The 20,500-nt window shown below is 65.9% G+C and carries 18 protein-coding genes and 1 pseudogene; 5 read left to right on the top strand and 14 right to left on the bottom strand.

The annotated features are described in order from the left end of the window. Positions 1-13: 13 nt before the first annotated feature. The 8 genes from EJC49_RS18820 to EJC49_RS18785 all read right to left on the bottom strand — a co-directional run bounded on the left by EJC49_RS18820 (position 14) and on the right by EJC49_RS18785 (position 9,931). Positions 14-967 (bottom strand): SPFH domain-containing protein, encoded by a 954-nt coding sequence (locus EJC49_RS18820; protein ID WP_126701483.1) that lies wholly within the window; start codon positions 965-967, stop codon positions 14-16. A 135-nt stretch (positions 968-1,102) separates the two neighbouring features. Further along, complete coding sequence (locus EJC49_RS18815) at positions 1,103-2,317, bottom strand: NAD(P)/FAD-dependent oxidoreductase (RefSeq protein ID WP_126701482.1); 1,215 nt, start codon at positions 2,315-2,317, stop codon at positions 1,103-1,105. 63 nt (positions 2,318-2,380) lie between these two features. Then, positions 2,381-3,445, bottom strand: a complete 1,065-nt coding sequence (gene hemH / locus EJC49_RS18810; protein WP_126701481.1) for a ferrochelatase — start codon at positions 3,443-3,445, stop codon at positions 2,381-2,383. Positions 3,446-3,582: 137 nt separating this feature from the next. Then, complete coding sequence (locus tag EJC49_RS18805) at positions 3,583-5,769, bottom strand: bifunctional metallophosphatase/5'-nucleotidase (RefSeq protein ID WP_126701480.1); 2,187 nt, start codon at positions 5,767-5,769, stop codon at positions 3,583-3,585. Between the two features lie 261 nt (positions 5,770-6,030). Beyond that, positions 6,031-7,284, bottom strand: a complete 1,254-nt coding sequence (locus EJC49_RS18800; RefSeq protein ID WP_126701479.1) for a phenylacetate--CoA ligase family protein — start codon at positions 7,282-7,284, stop codon at positions 6,031-6,033. Between the two features lie 24 nt (positions 7,285-7,308). After that, positions 7,309-7,989 carry a zinc metallopeptidase gene (locus EJC49_RS18795; protein WP_126701478.1) on the bottom strand — a complete coding sequence of 227 codons (681 nt, stop codon included), beginning with the start codon at positions 7,987-7,989 and terminating at the stop codon, positions 7,309-7,311. Between the two features lie 23 nt (positions 7,990-8,012). Further along, a complete protein-coding gene (omp10, locus tag EJC49_RS18790; RefSeq protein WP_126701477.1) occupies positions 8,013-8,405 on the bottom strand; it encodes an outer membrane lipoprotein Omp10 in 393 nt (130 codons plus the stop codon). 80 nt (positions 8,406-8,485) lie between these two features. Next, entirely contained in the window at positions 8,486-9,931 is a 1,446-nt protein-coding gene (locus EJC49_RS18785; protein ID WP_126701476.1) for a homospermidine synthase, read from the bottom strand. 260 nt (positions 9,932-10,191) lie between these two features. Between EJC49_RS18785 and ilvD the strand changes: the two genes are divergently transcribed. The 3 genes and pseudogenes from ilvD to EJC49_RS25765 all read left to right on the top strand — a co-directional run bounded on the left by ilvD (position 10,192) and on the right by EJC49_RS25765 (position 12,994). Further along, positions 10,192-12,027 (top strand): dihydroxy-acid dehydratase, encoded by a 1,836-nt coding sequence (ilvD, locus tag EJC49_RS18780; protein ID WP_126701475.1) that lies wholly within the window; start codon positions 10,192-10,194, stop codon positions 12,025-12,027. After that, positions 11,972-12,625 (top strand): annotated as a pseudogene (locus tag EJC49_RS25770) (P-loop NTPase family protein); the annotation flags it as partial. The gene ilvD and the pseudogene EJC49_RS25770, both read left to right, overlap by 56 nt. 75 nt (positions 12,626-12,700) lie before the next feature. After that, positions 12,701-12,994, top strand: coding sequence for a hypothetical protein (locus tag EJC49_RS25765; RefSeq protein WP_170314787.1), 294 nt, complete (start codon positions 12,701-12,703; stop codon positions 12,992-12,994). Positions 12,995-13,171: 177 nt separating this feature from the next. On the opposite strand, the gene EJC49_RS18770 is transcribed toward EJC49_RS25765, so the two are convergent. The 6 genes from EJC49_RS18770 to EJC49_RS18745 form a co-directional block, all read right to left on the bottom strand. Then, entirely contained in the window at positions 13,172-14,086 is a 915-nt protein-coding gene (locus EJC49_RS18770; protein ID WP_126701473.1) for a heme-dependent oxidative N-demethylase family protein, read from the bottom strand. Further along, positions 14,083-14,382: a type II toxin-antitoxin system RelE/ParE family toxin gene (locus EJC49_RS18765; protein ID WP_126701472.1), complete on the bottom strand. Its 300-nt coding sequence runs from the start codon at positions 14,380-14,382 to the stop codon at positions 14,083-14,085. Before EJC49_RS18765 ends, EJC49_RS18770 begins: the two co-directional genes overlap by 4 nt. After that, on the bottom strand, positions 14,379-14,636 hold the full coding sequence (locus EJC49_RS18760) for a ribbon-helix-helix domain-containing protein (protein WP_126701471.1): 258 nt from the start codon (positions 14,634-14,636) through the stop codon (positions 14,379-14,381). The genes EJC49_RS18765 and EJC49_RS18760 overlap by 4 nt, the downstream gene beginning before the upstream one ends. Positions 14,637-14,727: 91 nt before the next feature. After that, positions 14,728-15,222 (bottom strand): hypothetical protein, encoded by a 495-nt coding sequence (locus tag EJC49_RS18755; RefSeq protein WP_126701470.1) that lies wholly within the window; start codon positions 15,220-15,222, stop codon positions 14,728-14,730. Positions 15,223-15,248: 26 nt separating this feature from the next. Then, entirely contained in the window at positions 15,249-15,791 is a 543-nt protein-coding gene (locus tag EJC49_RS18750) for a hypothetical protein (RefSeq protein ID WP_126701469.1), read from the bottom strand. A gap of 48 nt (positions 15,792-15,839) precedes the next feature. After that, positions 15,840-17,699, bottom strand: coding sequence for a M3 family oligoendopeptidase (locus EJC49_RS18745; protein WP_245453471.1), 1,860 nt, complete (start codon positions 17,697-17,699; stop codon positions 15,840-15,842). Between the two features lie 149 nt (positions 17,700-17,848). On the opposite strand from EJC49_RS18745, the gene EJC49_RS18740 reads away from it, so the two are divergent. Next, a complete protein-coding gene (locus EJC49_RS18740) occupies positions 17,849-19,363 on the top strand; it encodes a sigma-54-dependent transcriptional regulator (RefSeq protein WP_126701467.1) in 1,515 nt (504 codons plus the stop codon). Positions 19,364-19,686: 323 nt separating this feature from the next. Then, positions 19,687-20,500: peptidoglycan L,D-endopeptidase MepK (locus EJC49_RS18735; RefSeq protein WP_425358831.1), on the top strand; the 814-nt coding region annotated here is incomplete at its 3' end.

The following is a 20,500-nucleotide window of genomic DNA, read 5'->3' as shown; positions in this document are numbered from 1 at the left end:
GGCCCGATCCGTATCAGGCGTCGTCGCGCGGCCGCACGACCGGCGGCCGGTTGGCGCCACGCGTGTTCTGGGCCGGCGACTCGCCGCCGAACACTTCCTTGGCGATGGCGCCGATGCCGCCGAGCGAACCGATCAGCGCAGACGCCTCGATGGGCAACAGCACGACCTTGTTGTTGCTGGACGAACCGATCTTGGCCAGCGCGTCGGTGTACTTCTGGGCCACGAAGTAGTTGATGGCCTGCACGTCGCCCTTGGCGATGGCCTCGGAGACGACCTGCGTCGCCCGGGCCTCGGCCTCGGCGGACCGTTCGCGCGCCTCGGCGTCGCGGAAGGCGGCCTCCTTGCGGCCTTCGGCCTCCAGCACCTGTGCCTGCTTGAGACCTTCTGCATCGAGGATCTGTGCGCGCTTGTTGCGCTCGGCCATCATCTGGCGGGCCATCGACTCCACCAGATTGGCCGGGGGGTTGATGTCCTTGATCTCGACGCGCGTGACCTTGATGCCCCAAGGCTTGCCGGCCTCGTCGACGATCCTGAGCAGGCGCTCGTTGATGGCTTCGCGGTTGGAAAGCAGTTCGTCGAGGTCCATCGAGCCCATGACAGAGCGGATGTTGGTCATGGTGAGGTTGAGCAGGGCGTTGTTCAGGTCCGACACCTGGTAGGCGGCCTGCGCGGCGACGAGAACCTGGTAGAAGGCGACGCCGTCGACCGCCACGATGGCGTTGTCGCGGGTGATGACCTCCTGGGTCGGGACGTCGAGCACCTGCTCCATCATGTTCAGCTTGGCACCGATGCGGTCGATGAAGGGCACGATGAGGTTGAGACCAGGCGACAGCGTGCGCGTGTAGCGGCCGAAGCGCTCGACGGTCCAGTTGGAGCCCTGCGGCACCGTCTTGATGCCGGCAAAGATGACCAGCAGGACGAGGATGACCAGAACGACGACGACGATGTCAAAACCCGAAAACGGCATCGGAATTCCCCCTTGTGACGGCACCTTCGCCGCCTCGCGATTCGAGACGGCGGATGGCTGTGGGGTTCATGTAGGGCGTAATCGTGGCAGAAACAATTCGAGCGGGAGTCCGGGACACGCTCCACTGGCGGCCGGTCAGTCCCGGTCGAAGGAAAACAGGTCGGCGTCGCGGTCGACGCGGCCGGTCAGCCCGGCCGTGATCTGCTCGGCCGCGATGCGCGAGAAGGTGATGCCGTTTCCGCCATAGCCGAGAACGGCCAGAAAGCCCGGCTTGCCTGGGACCGACCCTATGAGCGGCAGGCCCGTGGGAGTCGTTCCGAAGGCGCCGGCCCAGGAATAGTCCGGCTTCGGGTCCACCTGGGGCAGCAGTTTCGCGAGCTTCGCGGCAATGCGGCGCGCCTTGTCGGCCAGGAGGGCGTCGCGCGTCGCCTCGTCGGAGAAATCCTCGTCCTCGCCGCCGCAGACGATGCGGCCGTCATGGGTGGCGCGCAAATAGAGGTAGGGATCGGAGGCCTCCCACATGAAGGCGGCTTCCGGCCAGATGGCGCGCGCCTGGGGCCTGGTCGCGATGGCGTAGGTGGAAATGATGCGGTGCCCGCCGCGCGGAACGATGTCGGCGAGTTCGTAGCCGGTCGCCAGGACGCAGGCCGAGGCCCGGATCGTCGGCCCCTGCCGCGTGGTGATGGCGACGCCGTCGCGCACGCTCTCGTAGCCTGTCGCTTCCACCGGCGCGTAGAGCCGAGCGCCACGACCGATCGCCGCCGTCAGGAGACCCGCCGACAGACGTCGCGGATCGAGCGCGAGATTGCCGTAGGACAGAAGCGCAGCCTTGCGGTCGATACCGAAGCGGTCCTTCAACTGGCCGGCGGTGAGATAGGCGCTTCGCAGACCGGCGTCGTTGCGCGCTTCCCCTTCGGCTCGCAAGGCCTCCGGCGCCAGGATGTTGCCGGCCAGATAGAGCGACGGGCGTTCGGCCAGGCGGCAGTCGATGCCGAGCTCGGCGATGCGGGCGGCAAGATTGCCGACCGCCAGCCGGGAGCGGCGCCAGGCGCGCTGGGCACGATCCTTGCCGATCCGGCGCGCCAGCATGGACAATGGCTGGTCGATCTCGTGCTGGACCAGCGCCGTCGTCGCCGGGGTCGACCCGAGGAGCGGACCGCGCCGGTCGACGAGCACGACCGACAGACCGGCTTCGGTGAGGGCATCGGCGATCATGGCGGCGCTGATGCCGATGCCCACGATCGCCACATCGGCCTTGACGTCGCGGGACAGCGCGGCGGTTTCAGGACGAGGCGCGCGGTAGGCGCTCCAGACCGGCTGGCCCGTGCGCAGGTCGAGTTTTCGGCTCATTGAGGGGAAGGCTCCGTTCGAGGCGGCACGGAAACGGTCCGGAGCCGTGGCGGTTCCCGTCGTTCAGGCCCAGCCGCCCAATTCGCGCCGGACCATGGCCTCGATGACGGCCATTCCGTCCTCGCCGTCGTTCAGGCAGGGGATATGTGTGAAGTTCTTGCCGCCGTGCTCGTGGAAGATTTCCTCGGCCTCGCCGGCAATTTCCTCCAGCGTTTCCAGGCAATCGGACACGAAGCCGGGATTGAAGACGGCGATGGATTTCACGCCATCGGCCGCGAGTTTTTCCACGGTCTTGTCGGTGTAGGGCTGGAGCCACTCCTCGGGGCCGAAGCGCGACTGGAAACAGGTGATGAGCTTTCCCTTGTCCCAGCCGAGCCGCTCGCGCAGGAGACGCGTCGTCTTCTGGCAATGGCAATGGTAGGGGTCGCCACGCTTGAAGTAGCTCTGCGGGATGCCGTGATATGAGGCAATCACCACCTCCGGCTCGAAATCGAGGGTGGCCAGGTGCTTTTCGATCGAGCGGGCGAGCGCGTCGATGTAGACAGGCTCGTCGTGATAGGCGGGCACTGTGCGCACCGCCGGCATCCAGCGCATCGCGACCAGCGCCTCGAAGAACTTGTCGTTCACGGTGGCCGTCGTGGTGGCGGAATATTGCGGATAGAGCGGGAACATGACGATGCGGTCGCAGCCGGCCTTGGTCATGCGATCGAGAACGCTGGCGATCGACGGGTTGCCGTAGCGCATGGCCCAGTCGACCATGACGTGACTCTGGTCCGACAGGGCGTCGGCGAGCTTCTCGGCCTGCGACCGGGTGAAGGTGCGCAGCGGCGATTCATTCTTCTCGCGGTTCCAGATCTTGTCGTAGAGCGCGCCGGACTTCTTGGGCCGGGTGTTGAGCACGATGCCGTAGAGGATCGGGTACCACAGCGCGCGCGGCCATTCGATGACGCGGCGATCGGACAGGAACTCGGCCAGGTAGCGCCGCATCGATGTCTTGTCGGTGCCGTCGGGCGTGCCGAGATTGACCAGAAGCACACCGACCCTGGGCCTGGCGACGGGTGGATGGTCAGCCGGCAGCGGGCCGATCGCCCTGGCGTGCAGCATGTCGGGATGGGTCGTGACGTTCATTGAATTCCCCTTCGGCCGGCGCGGACATAGCGTTATGGGCCGATGTTTCAATCCGGGCCAAGGGCCATGGATGCGCCGAAACGTAAAAAACCCGCCTCCGGAGCCGGAGGCGGGTCGATTCGTCGCGGTGTGAAAGGTCAGTCCGCGGCCGGGACGACCAGCGACGCGCCGATCGGCAGGTCGAGCGGGTTGTAATCCGGGTTGGCCTCCTGGAGCTTCCTCCACATCGCGCCCCTGCCGTAGAACTTGCGCGACAGGTTCCAGTAGTTGTCGCCACGCACGATCACATAGGGCGCCGGCGCCGCGGCTGCGGCAGCGGCTTCCGCTTCGGCAGCGGCGGCAGCGGCCTTGGCCTCTTCCTCGGCCTTCATGGCCGCGGCCTTCGCTTCCTCTTCGGCCTTGGCGGCGGCTTCGGCGGCAGCAGCCTCGGCAGCGGCCTTGGCTTCTTCCTCGGCCTTGGCAGCTGCTTCTGCTTCGGCAGCGGCGGCAGCGGCCTTGGCTTCTTCCTCGGCCTTGGCGGCTGCTTCTGCTTCGGCAGCGGCGGCAGCGGCCTTGGCTTCTTCCTCGGCCTTGGCGGCGGCTTCGGCGGCAGCAGCCTCGGCGGCGGCCTTGGCCTCTTCCTCGGCCTTGGTGGCTGCGTCATCTGCCGGTGCGGCGGTCGGCGCAGCGGCCGGTTCGGCCGGCGCTTCCTCGACCGGCGCTTCGGCGGAGGCCAGCACGGTGATGCGCCCTTCGATCACGGGCGTGTAGGGGTTGTTGGCGGCGAGATACTCCGCGACCGCGTCCTCCAGGCTCGGCCCGAAATCATAGGCGTTCTGGGCGTTGGTGGCGAAGAGCTTGTAGCCGTCGCCGCCACCGCGCATGAAGTTGTTGGTGACGACGGAATAGACCTTCTCGTCGTCGAGCGGCACCCAGGCGCCATCCTCCATGGTCTCGATCGACTGGAGACGGCCTTCATTCGGCGCCACCGACATGTCGAAGGTGTATCGCAGGCCGGCGACCTGCGGGAACTTGCCCTTGATCTCCTCCACCTCGGACAGGCCCATCTCGATCGACGCCTTGAGGTCCGCGCCCGTCATCTGGAAGGTGGCGATGGAGTTCTGGAAGGGGAGGACCGTGAGCACTTCGCCCATCGTGATCTCGCCCTCGTCGATGGAGGCACGCAGACCGCCGCCGTTCTGGATGGCGATGGTGACGCCCTGGTTGCGGGTGCGGTCGAGCATGGCGTCGGCCACGAGGTTGCCCATCGAGCATTCCTGGGTGCGGCAGATGTCGCGGTTGCCGTCGATGGCGGCCGTGGTGGTGGAGACCGGGCGCTGCTTCACCTCCTCGATCGGGGCGGCGAGTTCCTTGACGCGGGCCTCGAGCGTGGCATCGGGGGTGACGGAGCTGTCGAGCAGGATTGTGTCGCCGGTGGCCGAGGTGACGACGCCGGCATCGTCGAACACGACCTTCAACTCGCCGACATACTTCGAATAGGCATAGGCCTGAACGATCGGCACGTCCTGGCCGGACGGGTTGCTGACCATGGTCGGGTACGCCTGGGCGCCTTCGACGGTGTTCGACAGCAGCGTGTGGCTGTGGCCGCCGACGATCACGTCGATGCCATCGACTGCGGCTGCGATCTCCTGGTCGCGGGGGAAGCCGACATGCGAGAGCAGGACGATCTTGTTGATGCCGTCGGCCTCGAGGCGTGCAACGGCACCCTTCAGGTACTCGATCTCGTCCTGGAAGGTGACGTTCGGTCCGGGAGAGGCGGTCACGTCGGTGTCGGTGGCGATCACCGACAGGATGCCGACCCGCTCGCCGCCGAGGTCGAGAACCACGTTTTCCTTGATCTTGCCGGCCAGGTCGGTCTCCGCGTCGGCGACCACGGTGTTGCCTGAAATGACCGGGAACGTCGCCTCGTCGAGGAAGGCCGCCAGCATCGGCGGGCCATCGTCGAACTCGTGGTTGCCGACGGCCATCGCATCGAAGCCGATGGCGTTCATGAACTCGACCGAGTCCTTGCCCTTGTAGGTGGTGTAGAACAGCGAGCCCTGGAACTGGTCGCCGGCATCGAGCACGATGACGTTCTCGCCAGCTGCCTTGAGCGCATCGCGGCGTTCGTCGATCTTGGTCTTCACGCGGGCGATGCCGCCGAAGCACTGCGCTTCCGCCGCTTCCTTCTCGGAGCAGGTCGAGTCGTACTTATTGATCGCCTCGATGCGTGAATGCAGGTCGTTGATGTGCAGGATGTTGAGCGTGTAGTCGGCAAAGGATGCCGCCGTCGACAGCGCAAGCGTCGATGCCGAAAGCACGGCAAGGGAAATCATTCTCTTCATGGTCGGTCTCCTATGGATGTCCGGCGCGGGTCGCCCTTCCGGACGGGCAGCAGGTTCGTCACTGGTCTCCGAAGCGTGTCACGATCTGGTCGATTCGCTGTGCACGGTTCAGGTTTTCGTTTTTTTCGCATGTCTCGATCCCGAAACCGGTGCCCACTTCCGGGAAACATGTCTAGCCGAGCTGGATGTCACGCATGTTGCATCTTGCAGGCCATGTTCACACCAGCTCGACGCGGATGCAAGGCACTTCGTCCCCTGCGATCAGGCGTTGTAGTCGCGTTCGTCGGCGATCACCTTGCCGTCGTTGGGAAGGCTGCCGGGCGGCACGATCTCGATCGTCCCGCCGAGCTTGGTGACGTCGCGCAGCGACGCCCCGAGGGCGGCCGCATCGGGCAGGCTTCCGTTGGCGCTCTCGACCTTCAGCGCCATGGCGTCGCTCTCGCCGTCGCGGGTGACGACGAGGCGGGCGCGCGCGATCTCGGGGTGGCGGCGGACGAGCTCGGCGACCTGCCTCGGATCGACGAACATGCCCTTGACCTTGGTGCGCTGGTCGGCGCGGCCCATCCAGCCGCGGATGCGCTTTCCCGTGCGGCCGCAGGGCGAAATGCCTGGCATGATGGCCGACAGGTCACCGGTGCCGAGCCGCACCAGCGGATAGATCGGGTTGAACCCGGTGACGACGACTTCACCGACCTCGCCGTCCTCGACGGGATCGCCGGTTCCGGGCCGTACGATCTCGACGATCAGGTTTTCGTTCAGGACCATGCCGGGATGCGGATTGCCGTCGGGATCCGCGGTCTCGTAGGCGATGATGCCGAACTCGGCGGTGGCGTAGCACTGCAGCACCTTGACGCCGCGTCCGGCATATTCGGCGCGAAGCGATGGAAACAGCGCGCCGCCCGAGACGAGCGCGCGCGTGAACGAGGAGAGATCCTTGCCCGACTCACTGGCCCGGTCGAGCATGACCTTGAGGAAATCGGGCGTGCCGCAATAGACGCTGGGCTTCAGCGCGGCGGCGGCATCGACCTGCATGTCGGTGTTGCCGATGCCGGCCGGGAAAACGGTGCAGCCAAGCGCGCGGGCGCCGGCATCGAGCAGGAAGCCGCCGGGCGTCAGATGGTAGGAGAAGGAATTGTGGACCGTGTCGCGCGGCCGGATGCCGGCGGCGAAGAAGGCGCGGGCGGAGTGGAGCGCCTCCTCCTCGTTCGGTTCCGGCTCCCAGATCGGCCCCGGCGAGAGGAAGATCCGGCGGCCGCGCATTTCGCTCTCGTCGGCAAAGCCACCGAAGGGCGGGTTCTCGGCCTGGAACGCCATCAGCTCCGACTTGCGCAGGACGGGCAGGGCGGCCAGCGCGGCGCGGGACGTGATCGCAGCGGGGTCGATGCCGCCGAGCCAGCGCATAAGCCCGGGCGCCCTCCTGAGCGCGCCCGCCAGGAAGCCGGGCAGGCGGCCGAAGAGATCGGCCTCGCGCCGTTCGGGGTCGCGCGTCTCCAGTTCGTCGAAATAGGCTTTCATCGGCAAATTCCCCCTCGGCGCCCCTTATCGCAGGAGCCTGATCCAGCGTGCAAGATTGATCAGGGAGATGAGGGCGCCGGCGACATAGGTGAAGGCGGCGGCGCGCAGCACGCTTCGTGCGGCGGGCAGGTCGCCCTCGGAGAGATAGCCGCCCTCCCTGAGAATTGGCAGCGCCTTGGCGAAACTGGCGTCGGTTTCGACCGGCAGGGTGACGAGATTGACGACGACCCGGACCGAAAGGAGGCCGACGCCGAGCCCGATCGCGCCAGCCAGCGCAACGGGGCTCCTGATGATGACGGTGAGGATGGGCGCGGCGATGAAGAAGATGCCGGCGATGCGGTCGGTGAACATCGCCAGCCTGGCGAGACGTTGGCGAAGCGCCAGCTTGCGTTCGCCATTGCCGTGCTGGATGGCGTGGGCCACCTCGTGGGCGGCGATGGCGACAGCCGAGAGGGAGCGGCCACCGTGGTGCTGCGGCAGAAGGCGCACGGCGGCGGCATCGGGATCGTAGTGGTCACCCTTGTCGGTGACCTCGACCTTGACGTGGCCGAGGTCGAACCGGTCGAGAAGGTGACGGGCGAGCTCGCCACCGGTGCCCGGCAGATCCGGGCGATCGGCCGCGTGGCGATTGATGGTCGTGCGTACGAGAAGCTGGGGCAGGGTGACCACCGCCAGCACGAGGACCGCGACGATGATCGCGATCATCCCGTTTCAGCCCTGCCGCGACCTCAGGCGGTGCCGCGCCGAACCAGGACGAACTGGCTGCCGGTGGAACTGGTGCAGTTCATCTGGCGCGGGTTGACGAGGCCGCAGGTCACGCTGGAGGTCGTCTGACGGATCAGCGAGGTGAGGTTGATGTCGATCGTGCGGGCGTCGCGCTGGAAGTAGTTGCCTTCCGCCAGCTTGTTCCCGGTGTCGGTCGCGATCGTCTCGAAGCGCCCGCCGGTGAAGCGGGAGATCGCCACGCCGTCCGTGCCGACCCAATCGCCCTCGACGCCACTCGGCGCGCGCGTCATCGGACCGGGACCGACGCCGCCGCCGCCGTAGCGCGGTCCATCGAAGGTGCAGCCGGCCAGCGCGGCGAGTGCGGTCGCCGCCGCGACCAAACGTAGAGACTTCATCGAGACCTCCTCTCAAGGGTAGGCATTTCATGGCGCGCCGAAGGGACAAAAGCAAGGCGCGGCCTTGCGCTGCCCAATGCTCAGCGGACGAGGATGTTCCGGAACTGCCAGGGATCCTTCGTATCGAGATCCTCCTCGAAGAGGCCGGGACGGCCGTCCAGCGGGGTCCAGTCGGTATAGTAGCCGTTCACCGGACCCAGATAGGGCCTCTGGACCTCCAGGCAACGGCGGTAGTCCATCTCGTCGGTCTCGACGATGCCGGCTTCCGGGTTTTCCAGCGCCCAGACCATGCCGGCGAGCACCGCCGACGACACCTGCAGGCCGGTCGCGTTCTGATGGGGGGCGAGCTTGCGTGCCTCCTCCAGCGTCAACTGCGAGCCATACCAGTAGGCATTCTTCCTATGGCCATACAGCAGCACGCCGAGTTCGTCCTTGCCGTCGACGAGTTCATTCTCGTCGAGAACATGCTGGACCGGCTGCGGCTTGCCTTCCGCGCCGAACATCTCGTGCAGCGACAGCACCGCGTCGTTGCAGGGGTGGTAGGCATAGTGACAGGTCGGCCGGAAGGTGACCTCGCCCTTGCCGTCGCGAACGGTGAAATAGTCGGCGATGGAGATGGACTCATTGTGCGTGACGAGGAAGCCGTATTGCGGCCCCGGCGTCGGGCACCAGGTGCGCACGCGGGTGTTGGCGCCGGGCTGTTCGAGAAAGATCGCGGCCTTCGAGCCCTTCTTGTGCTTCCTGGCGTTCTTCGGCTTCCAGTTCTCGTGCGTGCCCCAGCCGAGTTCGGCCGGCTGGAGGCCCTCGGAGATGAAGCCCTCGACCGACCAGGTGTTCCAGAACACGTTCATCGGCTTGGGGTTCTTCGTCCGCTGGGTGTCGCGCTCGGCGATGTGCACGCCCTTGACGCCGAGCTTCTTCATCAGCTTCGCCCAGCCCTCGCGATCATCGACGGCCGGCTCCGTGATCTTGATCTCCATGTCGGCGGCGAGGTTGACCAGCGCCTGCTTGACGAACCACGACACCATGCCCGGATTGGCGCCGCAGCACGAGACGGCGGTGGTGCCGCCGGGGTTCTTCGCCTTTTCGGCGCGCACGGTGGACCGCAGGGCGTAATTGGTGCGCGACGCATTGTCGGCATCCTTGTCGAAGTAGAAGCCGAGCCAAGGCTCGACGACGGTGTCGATGTAGAGCACGCCGAGCTTGCGGCAGAGCTTCATCAAGTCGAGCGAGCCGGTGTCGACCGAGAGATTGACGCAGAAGCCCTGGCCTTCGCCTGCCGTGAGCAGCGGTGTCAGCAGATCCTTGTAGTTTTTCCGGGTCACGTGCTCCTTGACGAAGGCGATGCCGCGTTCGTCGAGCAAGGCCTTGTCGGCATCGGACGGATCGATGACGACCATGCGCGACTTGTCGAACCTGAAATGGCGCTCGAGCAGGGGAAGCGTGCCGCGGCCGATCGATCCGAAGCCGATCATCACGATCGGGCCGGTGATCTCGCCGTGGACGGGCCATGTCTGTTTCGCCATTTCGCAGTGCTCCTTCAAGTCGTCTTCAGCCGTCGAAAACGGCCCTTTCGGACCGCAAACGGTGGCTAAACCACAATTCGGTGTCACAATAAAGGGTTGGCGGTCCCTGTCCATCGTGCCGGCATGCCCGCCGCGACGCCCGCTCCCGGAAAAGCAGCCGCGGCAAAAACCGTACCGAACGGTACGGTACGCCCTTCACAGATGCGCGTCGGGACGCTACATTGGTGGCTACAGCAAGAACACGGATGGAAGCGCCAATCATGCCACCCTATCGCTCCAGAACCACCACCCACGGCCGCAACATGGCCGGCGCCCGCGGCCTGTGGCGCGCGACCGGCGTGAAGGACGGCGATTTCGGCAAGCCGATCATCGCGGTCGTCAATTCCTTCACGCAGTTCGTTCCCGGTCACGTGCACCTGAAGGACCTTGGCCAGCTGGTGGCGCGCGAGATCGAAGCGGCGGGCGGCATCGCCAAGGAATTCAACACGATCGCCGTCGACGACGGCATCGCGATGGGTCATGACGGCATGCTCTATTCGCTGCCGTCGCGCGAGATCATCACGGATTCGGTGGAATACATGGTCAACGCGCATTGCGCCGACGCCATGGTGTGCATCTCCAACTGCGACAAGATCACGCCCGGCATGCTGAACGCGGCCATGCGGCTCAATATTCCCTCGGTCTTCGTGTCGGGCGGGCCGATGGAGGCCGGCAAGGTGGTGCTGGAGGGCAAGACCGTGTCGATCGACCTGATCGACGCGATGGTGGCGGCGGCCGACGACAAGATCTCCGACGAGGACGTGCAGGTGATCGAGCGCTCCGCCTGTCCGACCTGCGGTTCCTGCTCGGGCATGTTCACGGCCAATTCGATGAACTGCCTGACGGAGGCGCTCGGCCTGTCGCTGCCCGGCAACGGCTCGACGCTCGCCACTCATGCCGACCGCCGCCGTCTCTTCGTGGAAGCGGGACATCTGGTCGTGGACATCGCGCGTCGCTACTACGAGCAGGACGACGACAGCGTGCTGCCCCGCAACGTCGCCAACCGCAAGGCGTTCGAGAACGCGATGTCGCTCGACATCGCCATGGGCGGCTCCACCAACACGATCCTGCACATCCTCGCCGCCGCGCACGAGGGTGGAATCGATTTCGGCATGGATGCGATCGACCAGTTGTCGCGCCGGGTGCCGTGCCTGTCGAAGGTGGCGCCGGCCAAGAGCGACGTCCACATGGAAGACGTGCACCGGGCCGGCGGGATCATGCGCATCCTGGGCGAGCTCGACCGCGCCGGGCTGATCCATCGCGATACGCCGACGGTGCATGCCGTGACGCTGGGCGACGCCATCGACCGCTGGGACATCACCCGCACGGATTCGAAGATGGTGCATGACTTCTTCAAGGCCGCACCCGGCGGTGTGCCGACCCAGGTGGCCTTCAGCCAGTCGAGCCGCTGGGACGACCTCGACATGGACCGCGAGACCGGCGTGATCCGCTCGGCCGAGCACCCGTTCTCGAAGGATGGCGGCCTGGCCGTGCTGAAGGGCAACGTGGCGATCGACGGCTGCGTGGTGAAGACGGCCGGCGTCGACGAGTCGATCCTGAAGTTCATTGGCCCGGCGGTGGTCTACGAAAGCCAGGACGCGGCGGTGAAGGGCATCCTGAGCAACGAGGTGAAGGCCGGTGACGTGGTGGTGATCCGCTACGAGGGACCGAAAGGCGGCCCCGGCATGCAGGAGATGCTCTATCCGACGAGCTACCTGAAGTCGAAAGGGCTCGGCAAGGTCTGCGCTCTCCTGACCGACGGGCGCTTTTCGGGCGGCACGTCGGGCCTGTCGATCGGCCATGTCTCGCCGGAAGCGGCGAGCGGCGGCACGATCGGTCTGGTGCGCAAGGGCGACCTGATCGACATCGACATCCCCAATCGCAAGATCGACCTGCTGGTGCCCGACGATGAACTCGCCGCGCGCCGGGCCGAGCAGGATGCGCAGGGCTGGAGGCCTGTCGAGCATCGCAAGCGCAACGTGACGACGGCGCTCAAGGCCTATGCCGCCTTCGCGGCGAGCGCCGACAAGGGCGCGGTTCGCGTCCTGCCGGAGTAGGGCAGGCCCACGTTTCCCCGGCCGCGATCTTGCGGCGGCCGGGCCGGGATCGCAAGGCCAGGGACGGACCATCGCGATGGATGTCGCGGAGCATCGCATCTATGTGACCGGCGCTGCCGGTTCGGGCGTCACCACGTTTGGCCGCGCGCTGGCGGCCGAACTCGACGTCGTGCATGTCGACTGCGACGACTTCTACTGGCTGCCGACCGATCCTCCCTACACGACGAAACGTCCGGCCGTGGAGCGCGTGCCGCTGATCCGCGCGGCGCTCGGCGATGCGGGCTGGGTGCTGACGGGCTCCTTCGACGGTTGGGGCGATCCGCTGATCGAAAGGGTCGACCTGATCGTGTTTCTGTCGACGCCGCAGGCGGTGCGGATGTCGCGGCTCGCCGCCCGCGAGCGGAAGCGCTTCGGCGACCGCATCCTGCCCAGCGGCGACATGCACGGCATCCACCGCTCGTTCCTGGCCTGGGCGGCGGAGTACGAGAACCCGGCCTTCAATGGCCGCAACCGGGCCCGCCACGAGGCATGGCTCGCGGTCCAGAGCGCGGCGGTGCTGAGACTGGACGGCGAGAAGGCGCCCGACGTGCTGGTGGCCGAAGCGCGAAAGGCGCTCGGCGCATTGCCGATCGGTGGCATCGCGCCTAGGTTTGGTCCCAAAGGGAGGACGGCCATGGACGAGACGGAAGGCTGGCGGCACATGAAATTCGCGCCGCGCGACGGGACCCGCATCCTGGTAACGGTGCGCGCGTCAGAGCAGGGGGCCGCCGACGTCGATGTCGCCCATTGGGCGCGTGCCGACCAGTTCGGCGCGGAAGGCTGGCGGTCGGCCGATTCCCATCCGGGCCAGATCATCGGCTATGCCGAGCCGGAGCTGAGATGCTGGATGCCGCTGCCGAGAGCCGGCGCGGCCGCTCGGCCGACACCCTGGGAAGAGGGGGAGGAACTGTTCGGCTCCGGCATCTGAGTGCCTGATTCAAAACGCGCCAGGCCGGGCTGCAAATCGCAATTTCTGCGCTTCCGGTGCTCACGTACCCGAATGTACGCTGCGCTCCGGTTCTCGAAATCGCGATTTTCGTCTCGGCCTGACGCTTCTTGATACAGGCACTGAAACGACGGCTCGACCGGCGCGCCGCCGCCGGGATCAGGCCCGCGCCATCGTCTCAAGCGCTTCGACCAGCCTGTCGCGGTCGGCGGACAATCCCTTGTAGTCGAGCTGCTCGGCATCCATCGCCGACAACTGAGCTGCGAACGAGCTGGAAAGCGCGGCGCGCTCCGGGTGGCGCGCCAAAGCGGCCATCGGGTCGACGAAAATTCGGATCGTGAACAGCACGTCGCCCGACACCGGCAGCTTGCGCAGCGTCTGCCGCTCGACGCGGATGAAGGCGGCCTCCATCGGCGCCGGGCCAAATCGAGCCTGTCGCGTCGCCGCGCGTTCGTCACGCTGGGACGAGGACATCGGCTTGTGCAGGGCCGGGTCGGTCTGAAGCGACCAGTTCAAGCGCTCGACCGGCCGGTCGAGGCGAAGATTGTCGAACATGCGCGCGATCAGCCCGGCAGGGCGCGTGCCGGCGCCGAAGCCAGGAACGGGTCCATGGATTTCGTCGAGAGGCCGTCCGAACTTTTCGGAGAGAGACCAGGATGAGGGGAAGCAAAGCGATGCGGCGGCAAGCCGCCAGCCATCGTCGCCACGCCGCATGAGCAACAGATCCTCCTGCACCAGCAGCGAGGCGGCCAGCAGCGGCGGGTGATCCTCCGCGCCGATCCGGTCGAGCGCGGCAAGTGCTGCCTCCCACTGGCGCGTGCCGGGGAAGATCGACGGAAAGCCGCCGATCAGATGGTCACGGACGAGGGTCAAGACCTCCGCCTGCGCGGCCAGCGTGTCGGGTTCGGCGCGGAAGACGGTGTCGCGGTCGCTGGCGATCAGCCCGCGCTTCTGCGCCAGATAGGCCTCGTAGTGGCGGTCGACCTCGAGCCATGCGGCCGGATCGAGCTGTTTCAGGCCGATGGTGAACGGCGTCGCGGAACCGTCATAGGGCGTGTGGGTGGGGAGGATCATGCTGAAGAGCCAAAGGCCTCGCGCCAGTTTCGATGGCCTTCGACGATCGCCTCGATCAGAACGATGCGTGCCGCCTCGTCTATCCGGTACAGGATGACGTCGTTGCCGAAAACGACGAAGCGACGGAGTCCGATTTCAGGTCCCGACACCAGGAAAGTCGAGAGCTTGTCCGTCACGAATACCTGGCGCTCGTCCGCGACTGTGCGAGCACGTCGTGGATTGTCCTCGGCGATATAGTCGGCAAAGTTCGCAAGGTCGCTCTCCGCCTCCTCGGTGAAAAGGACGGAATGGCTCACTTCCTGCCTTCGGCGGCGATCGCTTCAATCCTCCTACGGAGGCGATCGAAAACCTCGTCCGAGGAGACCACCCGCCCGGTAGCGACATCCTCCTCCGATCGGCGCAGCTTCTCGCGAAGCAGCCGGACATCCTCCTCATCCGCGATCTTCGCCGCCACGGCGTTCTCGATCGCCTCGATCTCGGAGGCATAACGGCCGATCCGCACCTGCTCGGCGATCCAGTCGGCCTGATGCTTGCTGAGCGGAATGTTCATTCCCATCTCCTTGTCACCGCAGTCTACACGGCTTGTCCGGCGTGAGCCAGTTTCACCCCTCCATCGCCTTGCACGCCTGCCGCGAACCTTTTCAGTGCAGCAATTCGATCGCGATATCGACGCTTTTTACCGGCTGAGCGCCGGTTTTCCCGGCTGTCGTTTCCAGTGCCGCGCTCTTTCTTTCTGGCGCGCGCCGTCCATGCGATGCCTTCATGGAGCCCGAGATCCGTGCTGGTTCGGTTTTGCCGAACAGGTGTCGTCTCACCTCCTCAGTCGCTCGGGTCTCGAACACGTGATCGAACGGTTCGTCGGTGAAGCCATAGACGAACGCGACGATCGGCATGGACACGGTTTCGATGGCCAGCGACATCGGGCCTCGAACCACGTCCCTTACCGCGACGCCGAGTAGGTAGTGGTCCTCGAGCACGTGTGGGTCACTGCCCTTCGCGGCTCTTAGGACATCGGACACGGCGCGCGAGAAGCGCTGCCGGCCGCTCCCGTCCTGAATGCTCTTTCGCAACTCCTCGCGGGTCCACTTGTCTAGACGCAAGTCGTGTTTGAATGCATTTTCAATCAGGTCAGTCATAGCAAAGCCGCCTTCCCGACGCTCCGTTAGAGAAAATCCGTGTCTACCCTGACGCCTTGCGCCTCCAAGGCTTCCGCTACATGCCGGAGATGATTTGGAGACCTGCCGCGCAGTCTGCCATAGCGGCCCGACCGATTGGTTAAGACCCAGAGGTTGCGCGTGAAGCGCAACTCGCCGCCGATCCGCGCGAGCTTGTCAGGGTTTTCCAACAGAGAGGGATGCCCGAGTTTCGTCCAGCCGGAAGAGCCGGCTCCGTTTCGCTTGAGGATAGGGATCGTTACGAACGACGGGACACTCCGGTATGCTTCCTCGACCGCCATTCGCAGGTGGCCGTCGTGATCCACGATCCACAAGACATTCGCGGACTCGCAGAGATATCCCGATATACGGCATCCGTCTTGCACCGCCAACATGTAGGCGATAACCGGATTGGCCGCAATGCGTTCCCCTATGCCGGGACCATTGAGACGCAGGATCGCAAGCGAGGTAGGACGATACTGGTCTTCGCCCGTTCGAATACCGTCTCCCGCTGGCGCTAGAGCGTTGCCGAATCTCTCGTCCAGATTCATGTTCATCCCCCGAAGCGAATGAAACAAATTCAACCTCGGGTCGTCAAGTCACCCCTCCATCGCCTCCAGCTCGTCGATCAGGCCCTCGATGACCGAGAGCCCCTTGGCCCAGAAGCCGGGATCGGAGGCGTCGAGGCCGAAGGGCGTCAGCAGTTCGGAATGGTGCTTGGTGCCGCCGGCCCGCAGCATGTCGAAATACTTCTCCTGGAAGCCTTTCTCGGCGTTCTGGTAGACGGCGTAGAGCGAGTTCACGAGGCAGTCGCCGAAGGCGTAGGCGTAGACGTAGAAGGGCGAATGGATGAAGTGGGGGATGTAGGCCCAGAACACTTCGTAGCCCTCGCGCAGCCGGATGGCCGGTCCGAGGCTTTCGGCCTGAACCTCGAGCCAGAATTCGCCGAGCTGGTCGGCGGTCAGTTCGCCCTGGCGGCGCTGGATGTGGACCTTGCGCTCGAATTCGTAGAAGGCGATCTGGCGCACGACCGTGTTGATCATGTCCTCGACCTTCTGGGCCAGCATGGCCTTGCGCTCCCGCCGGTCGCGGGTCTTGTCGAGAAGCGAGCGGAAGGTGAGCATCTCGCCGAACACCGACGCGGTTTCGGCCAGCGTCAGCGGCGTCGACGCCATCAGCGCGCCTTGCCGGCCGGCCAGCACCTGGTGCACGCCGTGGCCGAGTTCGTGGGCGAGGGTCATCACGTCGCGCGGCTTGCCCATGTAGTTCAGGAGCACATAGGGGTGCACCGAGGGAACCGTCGGGTGGGCGAAGGCGCCTGGCGCCTTGCCGGGGCGCACCGGGGCGTCGATCCAGTTGCGGTCGAAGAAGGCGCGCGCGATCTCGGCCATTTCGGGTGAGAAGCTCTGATAGGCCGACAGGACCGTGTTCCGCGCTTCCGCCCAGCCGATCACCGCCTGCGGCGTTTCCGGCAGCGGCGCATTGCGGTCCCAATGGTTCATCTGATCCATTCCGAGCCACCGAGCCTTCATGGCGTAGTAGCGGTGGGAGAGCCGCGGATAGGCGTCACGGACGGCGGCGGCGAGCGCGTCCACCACCTCGCGCTCGACGCGATTGGCCAGATGGCGCGAATCGGCGATGTCCTCGAAGCCGCGCCAGCGATCGGAGATCTCCTTGTCCTTGGCCAGGGTGTTGGTGATCAGCGTGAACAGGCGCAGATTGTCCTTGAAGGTCTTCGCCAGAGCCTCGGCGGCGGAGCGGCGCCTCGCCGGATCCGGATCCTGCAGGAGATTCAGCGTCGGCTCCAGCGACAGGTCGTCGCCGTCGACTGCGAAGCGCAGCGACGACATCGTCTCGTCGAACAGGCGGTTCCAGGCGCCGCGCCCGGTCACCGACTTCTCGTGGAAGACCTGCTCGACGCGGTCCTCGAGCTGATACGGCTTGTCCTTGCGCAGATCCTCGACCCAGGGGCGGTAGCGGGCAAAGGCCTCGTCGGCGGAGAGCGCAGCCTCGATGTCGGCTTCCTCGACCTGGTTGAGTTCGAGGGCGAAGAAGAGCAGATGCGCACTGGCATCGGTCATCTTCTCCTGAATGTCGCCATAGAGCTTGGCGCGCTTCGGATCGCTGGTATCGCCGGCGTAGACGAGGCTGGCATAGGACACGATGCGGCCGATGAGTTCTTCCAGCGCTTCATAGGCATGCATCATGGCGCCCAGCCGGCCATCGCCCGGCGCCTTCGCCGCTTCGGCGATCCTGCCCTTCCAAGCATCCTCGAACGAGACGGCGTCGGAATGCGCGCGGGCGAGATCAAGCCGCAGGTCGGGCGCGTCCATACCCGGATAGAGGTCGGAGAGGTTCCATTCGGGCAGGTCGCCCATGCCCGCCGCCGCGCCGTCGATTCGCGGCGCCGCCGCCGCCGCCAGGCGGCCCGACCCATGTCCAATCCTCGGAAACATCATCTCTTTTCCTCGTCCGCCAATCTGTCGCGGCCCGGTGCAACGCTCCGAAAGGGTTTGTTCACCGGCTTTCTTGAACCCCTATTTAGAACCCTGTGCCATGATGATCCAGAGATCATAGTCGACCCTACATCTTACCCTGCGAAGGCTTCATGTCGCTGCCGATTCTCATTGTCGACGACGATCCGGTGCAGCGCCGCCTGCTCGAGGCGGCGGTGAGCCGGACAGGCCGTCCCGTGGTGTCCGCCGATGGCGGTCAGGCCGCGCTGGAGAAGCTGGCGGCCGCACCGGATGGTTTTGCCCTGATGGTCCTCGACATGGTGATGCCCGAAACCGACGGCCTGGCCGTGCTGCGGATCATGCGCGAGCGGGGCGTCATGATCCCGGTGATCGTGCAGACTGCGCAGGCGGGGATCGACACGGTGGTGGCGGCCATGCGGGCCGGCGCCTTCGACTTCGTCGTGAAGCCGGTCTCGCCGGAGCGCCTGCAGGCGGCGATCGCCAACGCCATCAAGGTCGAGACCCACGAAACGGCTAGTCGCCGGTCACGCCCGGCGGCGCCCGCGACACTGACCATCAAGGACCTCGTCACCAAGAGCCCGTCGATGGACCGGGTGATCCGGCTGGCGCAGAAGGCCGCCTCGTCGAACATCCCGATCCTGATCGAAGGGGAATCCGGCGTCGGCAAGGAGGTGATCGCCCGTGCGATCCAGGGCAGCGGCCCGCGTCGTTCCAAGGCCTTCGTCACCGTCAATTGCGGCGCGATCCCGGACAATCTCGTCGAGAGCATCCTGTTCGGCCACGAGAAAGGCTCGTTCACGGGCGCGACCGAGAAGCACCAGGGCAAGTTCCTGGAGGCCAATCATGGGACGCTGTTCCTCGACGAGATCGGCGACCTGCCGCTCGACGTGCAGGTGAAGCTGCTGCGGGCGGTGCAGGAGGGTGAGATCGATCCGGTGGGCGGCCGCGGTGCGGTCAAGGTCGACATCCGCCTGATTTCCGCCACGCACCGCGACCTCTTGCAACGGGTCAAGGACGGGCTGTTCCGCGAGGACCTGTTCTATCGGCTGAACGTTTTCCCGATCTTCGTGCCGCCGCTGCGCGACCGGCGCGAGGACATCGCGGACCTGGTCGGACATTTCATCGCTACGGTCGGCGCAGCCGAAACCGGCGGCCGCATCACCGGGATTTCGGGCGAGGCGATGGCCATTCTCAAGGCCTATGACTGGCCCGGCAACATCCGCCAGCTGGAAAACGCGATCTTCCGCGCCGTCGTGCTGTGCGAAGGTTCGACACTCACCTCCGAGGATTTTCCGCAGATCCGCGCCCAGGTGGGGCAGGTCGAACCGGGCGACGAGACCGGGTTCCACCTGGCCGATACCCGTTCGCCGGAGGGCGTAGACCTGGCCGGAAGAACCCCGTCCGGCGATGGCGCGAGCATCATCCGGCCGTTTCTGGGCGTGCTCGACGCGCTCGACGAGCGCGGCAACGTGCGCTCGCTGGCCGAGGTCGAACTGGCCATGATCCAGTTCGCCATCGACCACTATGAAGGCCAGATGAGCGAGGTCGCGCGGCGGCTCGGCATCGGGCGCTCGACGCTCTACCGCAAGCTGAAGGAACACGGCATCGATCCGGACGCTGGCCGGCCCGATCGAATCGCCTCCTGATCATCCCGAAACGCGGCCTCCCTACACGCCGAATCACCCGCGTTCGGCGGGCGCCGGCAGCCCCGATTCGTGGCAAGACTTGGTTTACCATACGGGGCCGAGGCCGTTTTCTACCGCCTTGTTGCCATGGTGTAACCGCATTTCCTCTTCAATAAGCTGCGATTAACCATTAGGAATGATAGTCGGACGGAGTGGACGGCTCCGCCTGATCGTCGGGGACAAAAACAAGCCAAAAAGGCCGATTGGTTTTGAACATTCGTGCATCCTTCCTCGCAAGTCGGCCGCTGGCCTTCTTTCCGCGGCCAGCGCTCACCCTGGCGGCCCTGTTCCTGGCGCTGGCGACGGTTCTTGCCGCGGGCAGCGCCCATGCCGAGACCCGGACGCTCAAGCTCTACTACATCCACACCAAGGAACGCGCCGAGATCACGTTCAAGAAGGACGGACGCTACATCCAGTCCGGCCTGAACGAACTCAACCGGTTCCTCCGCGACTGGCGCCGCAACGAGCCGACCAAGATGGATCCACGGCTTTTCGACCTGGTCTGGGAAGCCTACCAGCGAGTTCGCGGCCGCGACTACATCCATGTCGTGTCGGCCTATCGTTCTCCCGCCACCAACACGATGCTGCGAGGCCGCAGCAAGGGCGTGGCACAGAACAGCCAGCATACGCTCGGCCGCGCCATGGATTTCTACATTCCCGGCGTCAGGCTTGCCGATCTTCGCAATGCGGGCCTGGTGATGGGCGGCGGCGGCGTCGGCTACTATCCGACATCGGGCGCGCCCTTCGTGCATCTCGACGTCGGCAACGTGCGGCACTGGCCGCGCATGAATCGCCAGGAGCTGGTCTCGGTGTTCCCGAACGGCGGAACGCTGCATGTCCCCTCCGACGGCAAGCCGCTGCCCAATTACGAGCAGGCGCTGGCCGCCTACAAGTCCAAGGGCCGCACCGGCGCGACCATCAGCGTTGCCTCCAGCAGCGGATCGAGCGGCACGCGCACGCCGGGCCGCGGGCTCCTGGCCACCCTGTTTGGCGGCGGCGCCGACGAGGAAGAAGAAAGCGGCTCGGAATTCCAGACCGTGGCGACCGCCAGCGCGCGCGACGCGGGCGCCGCACCGGCCGTCCGCCGCACGGCGCCGG

The sequence above is a fragment of the Aquibium carbonis genome, assembly GCF_003970795.1.
GTDB lineage: Bacteria > Pseudomonadota > Alphaproteobacteria > Rhizobiales > Rhizobiaceae > Aquibium > Aquibium carbonis.
The sequence above is the reverse complement of the archived record's forward strand: the minus strand, read 5'-3'. Positions and strand labels throughout refer to the sequence as shown.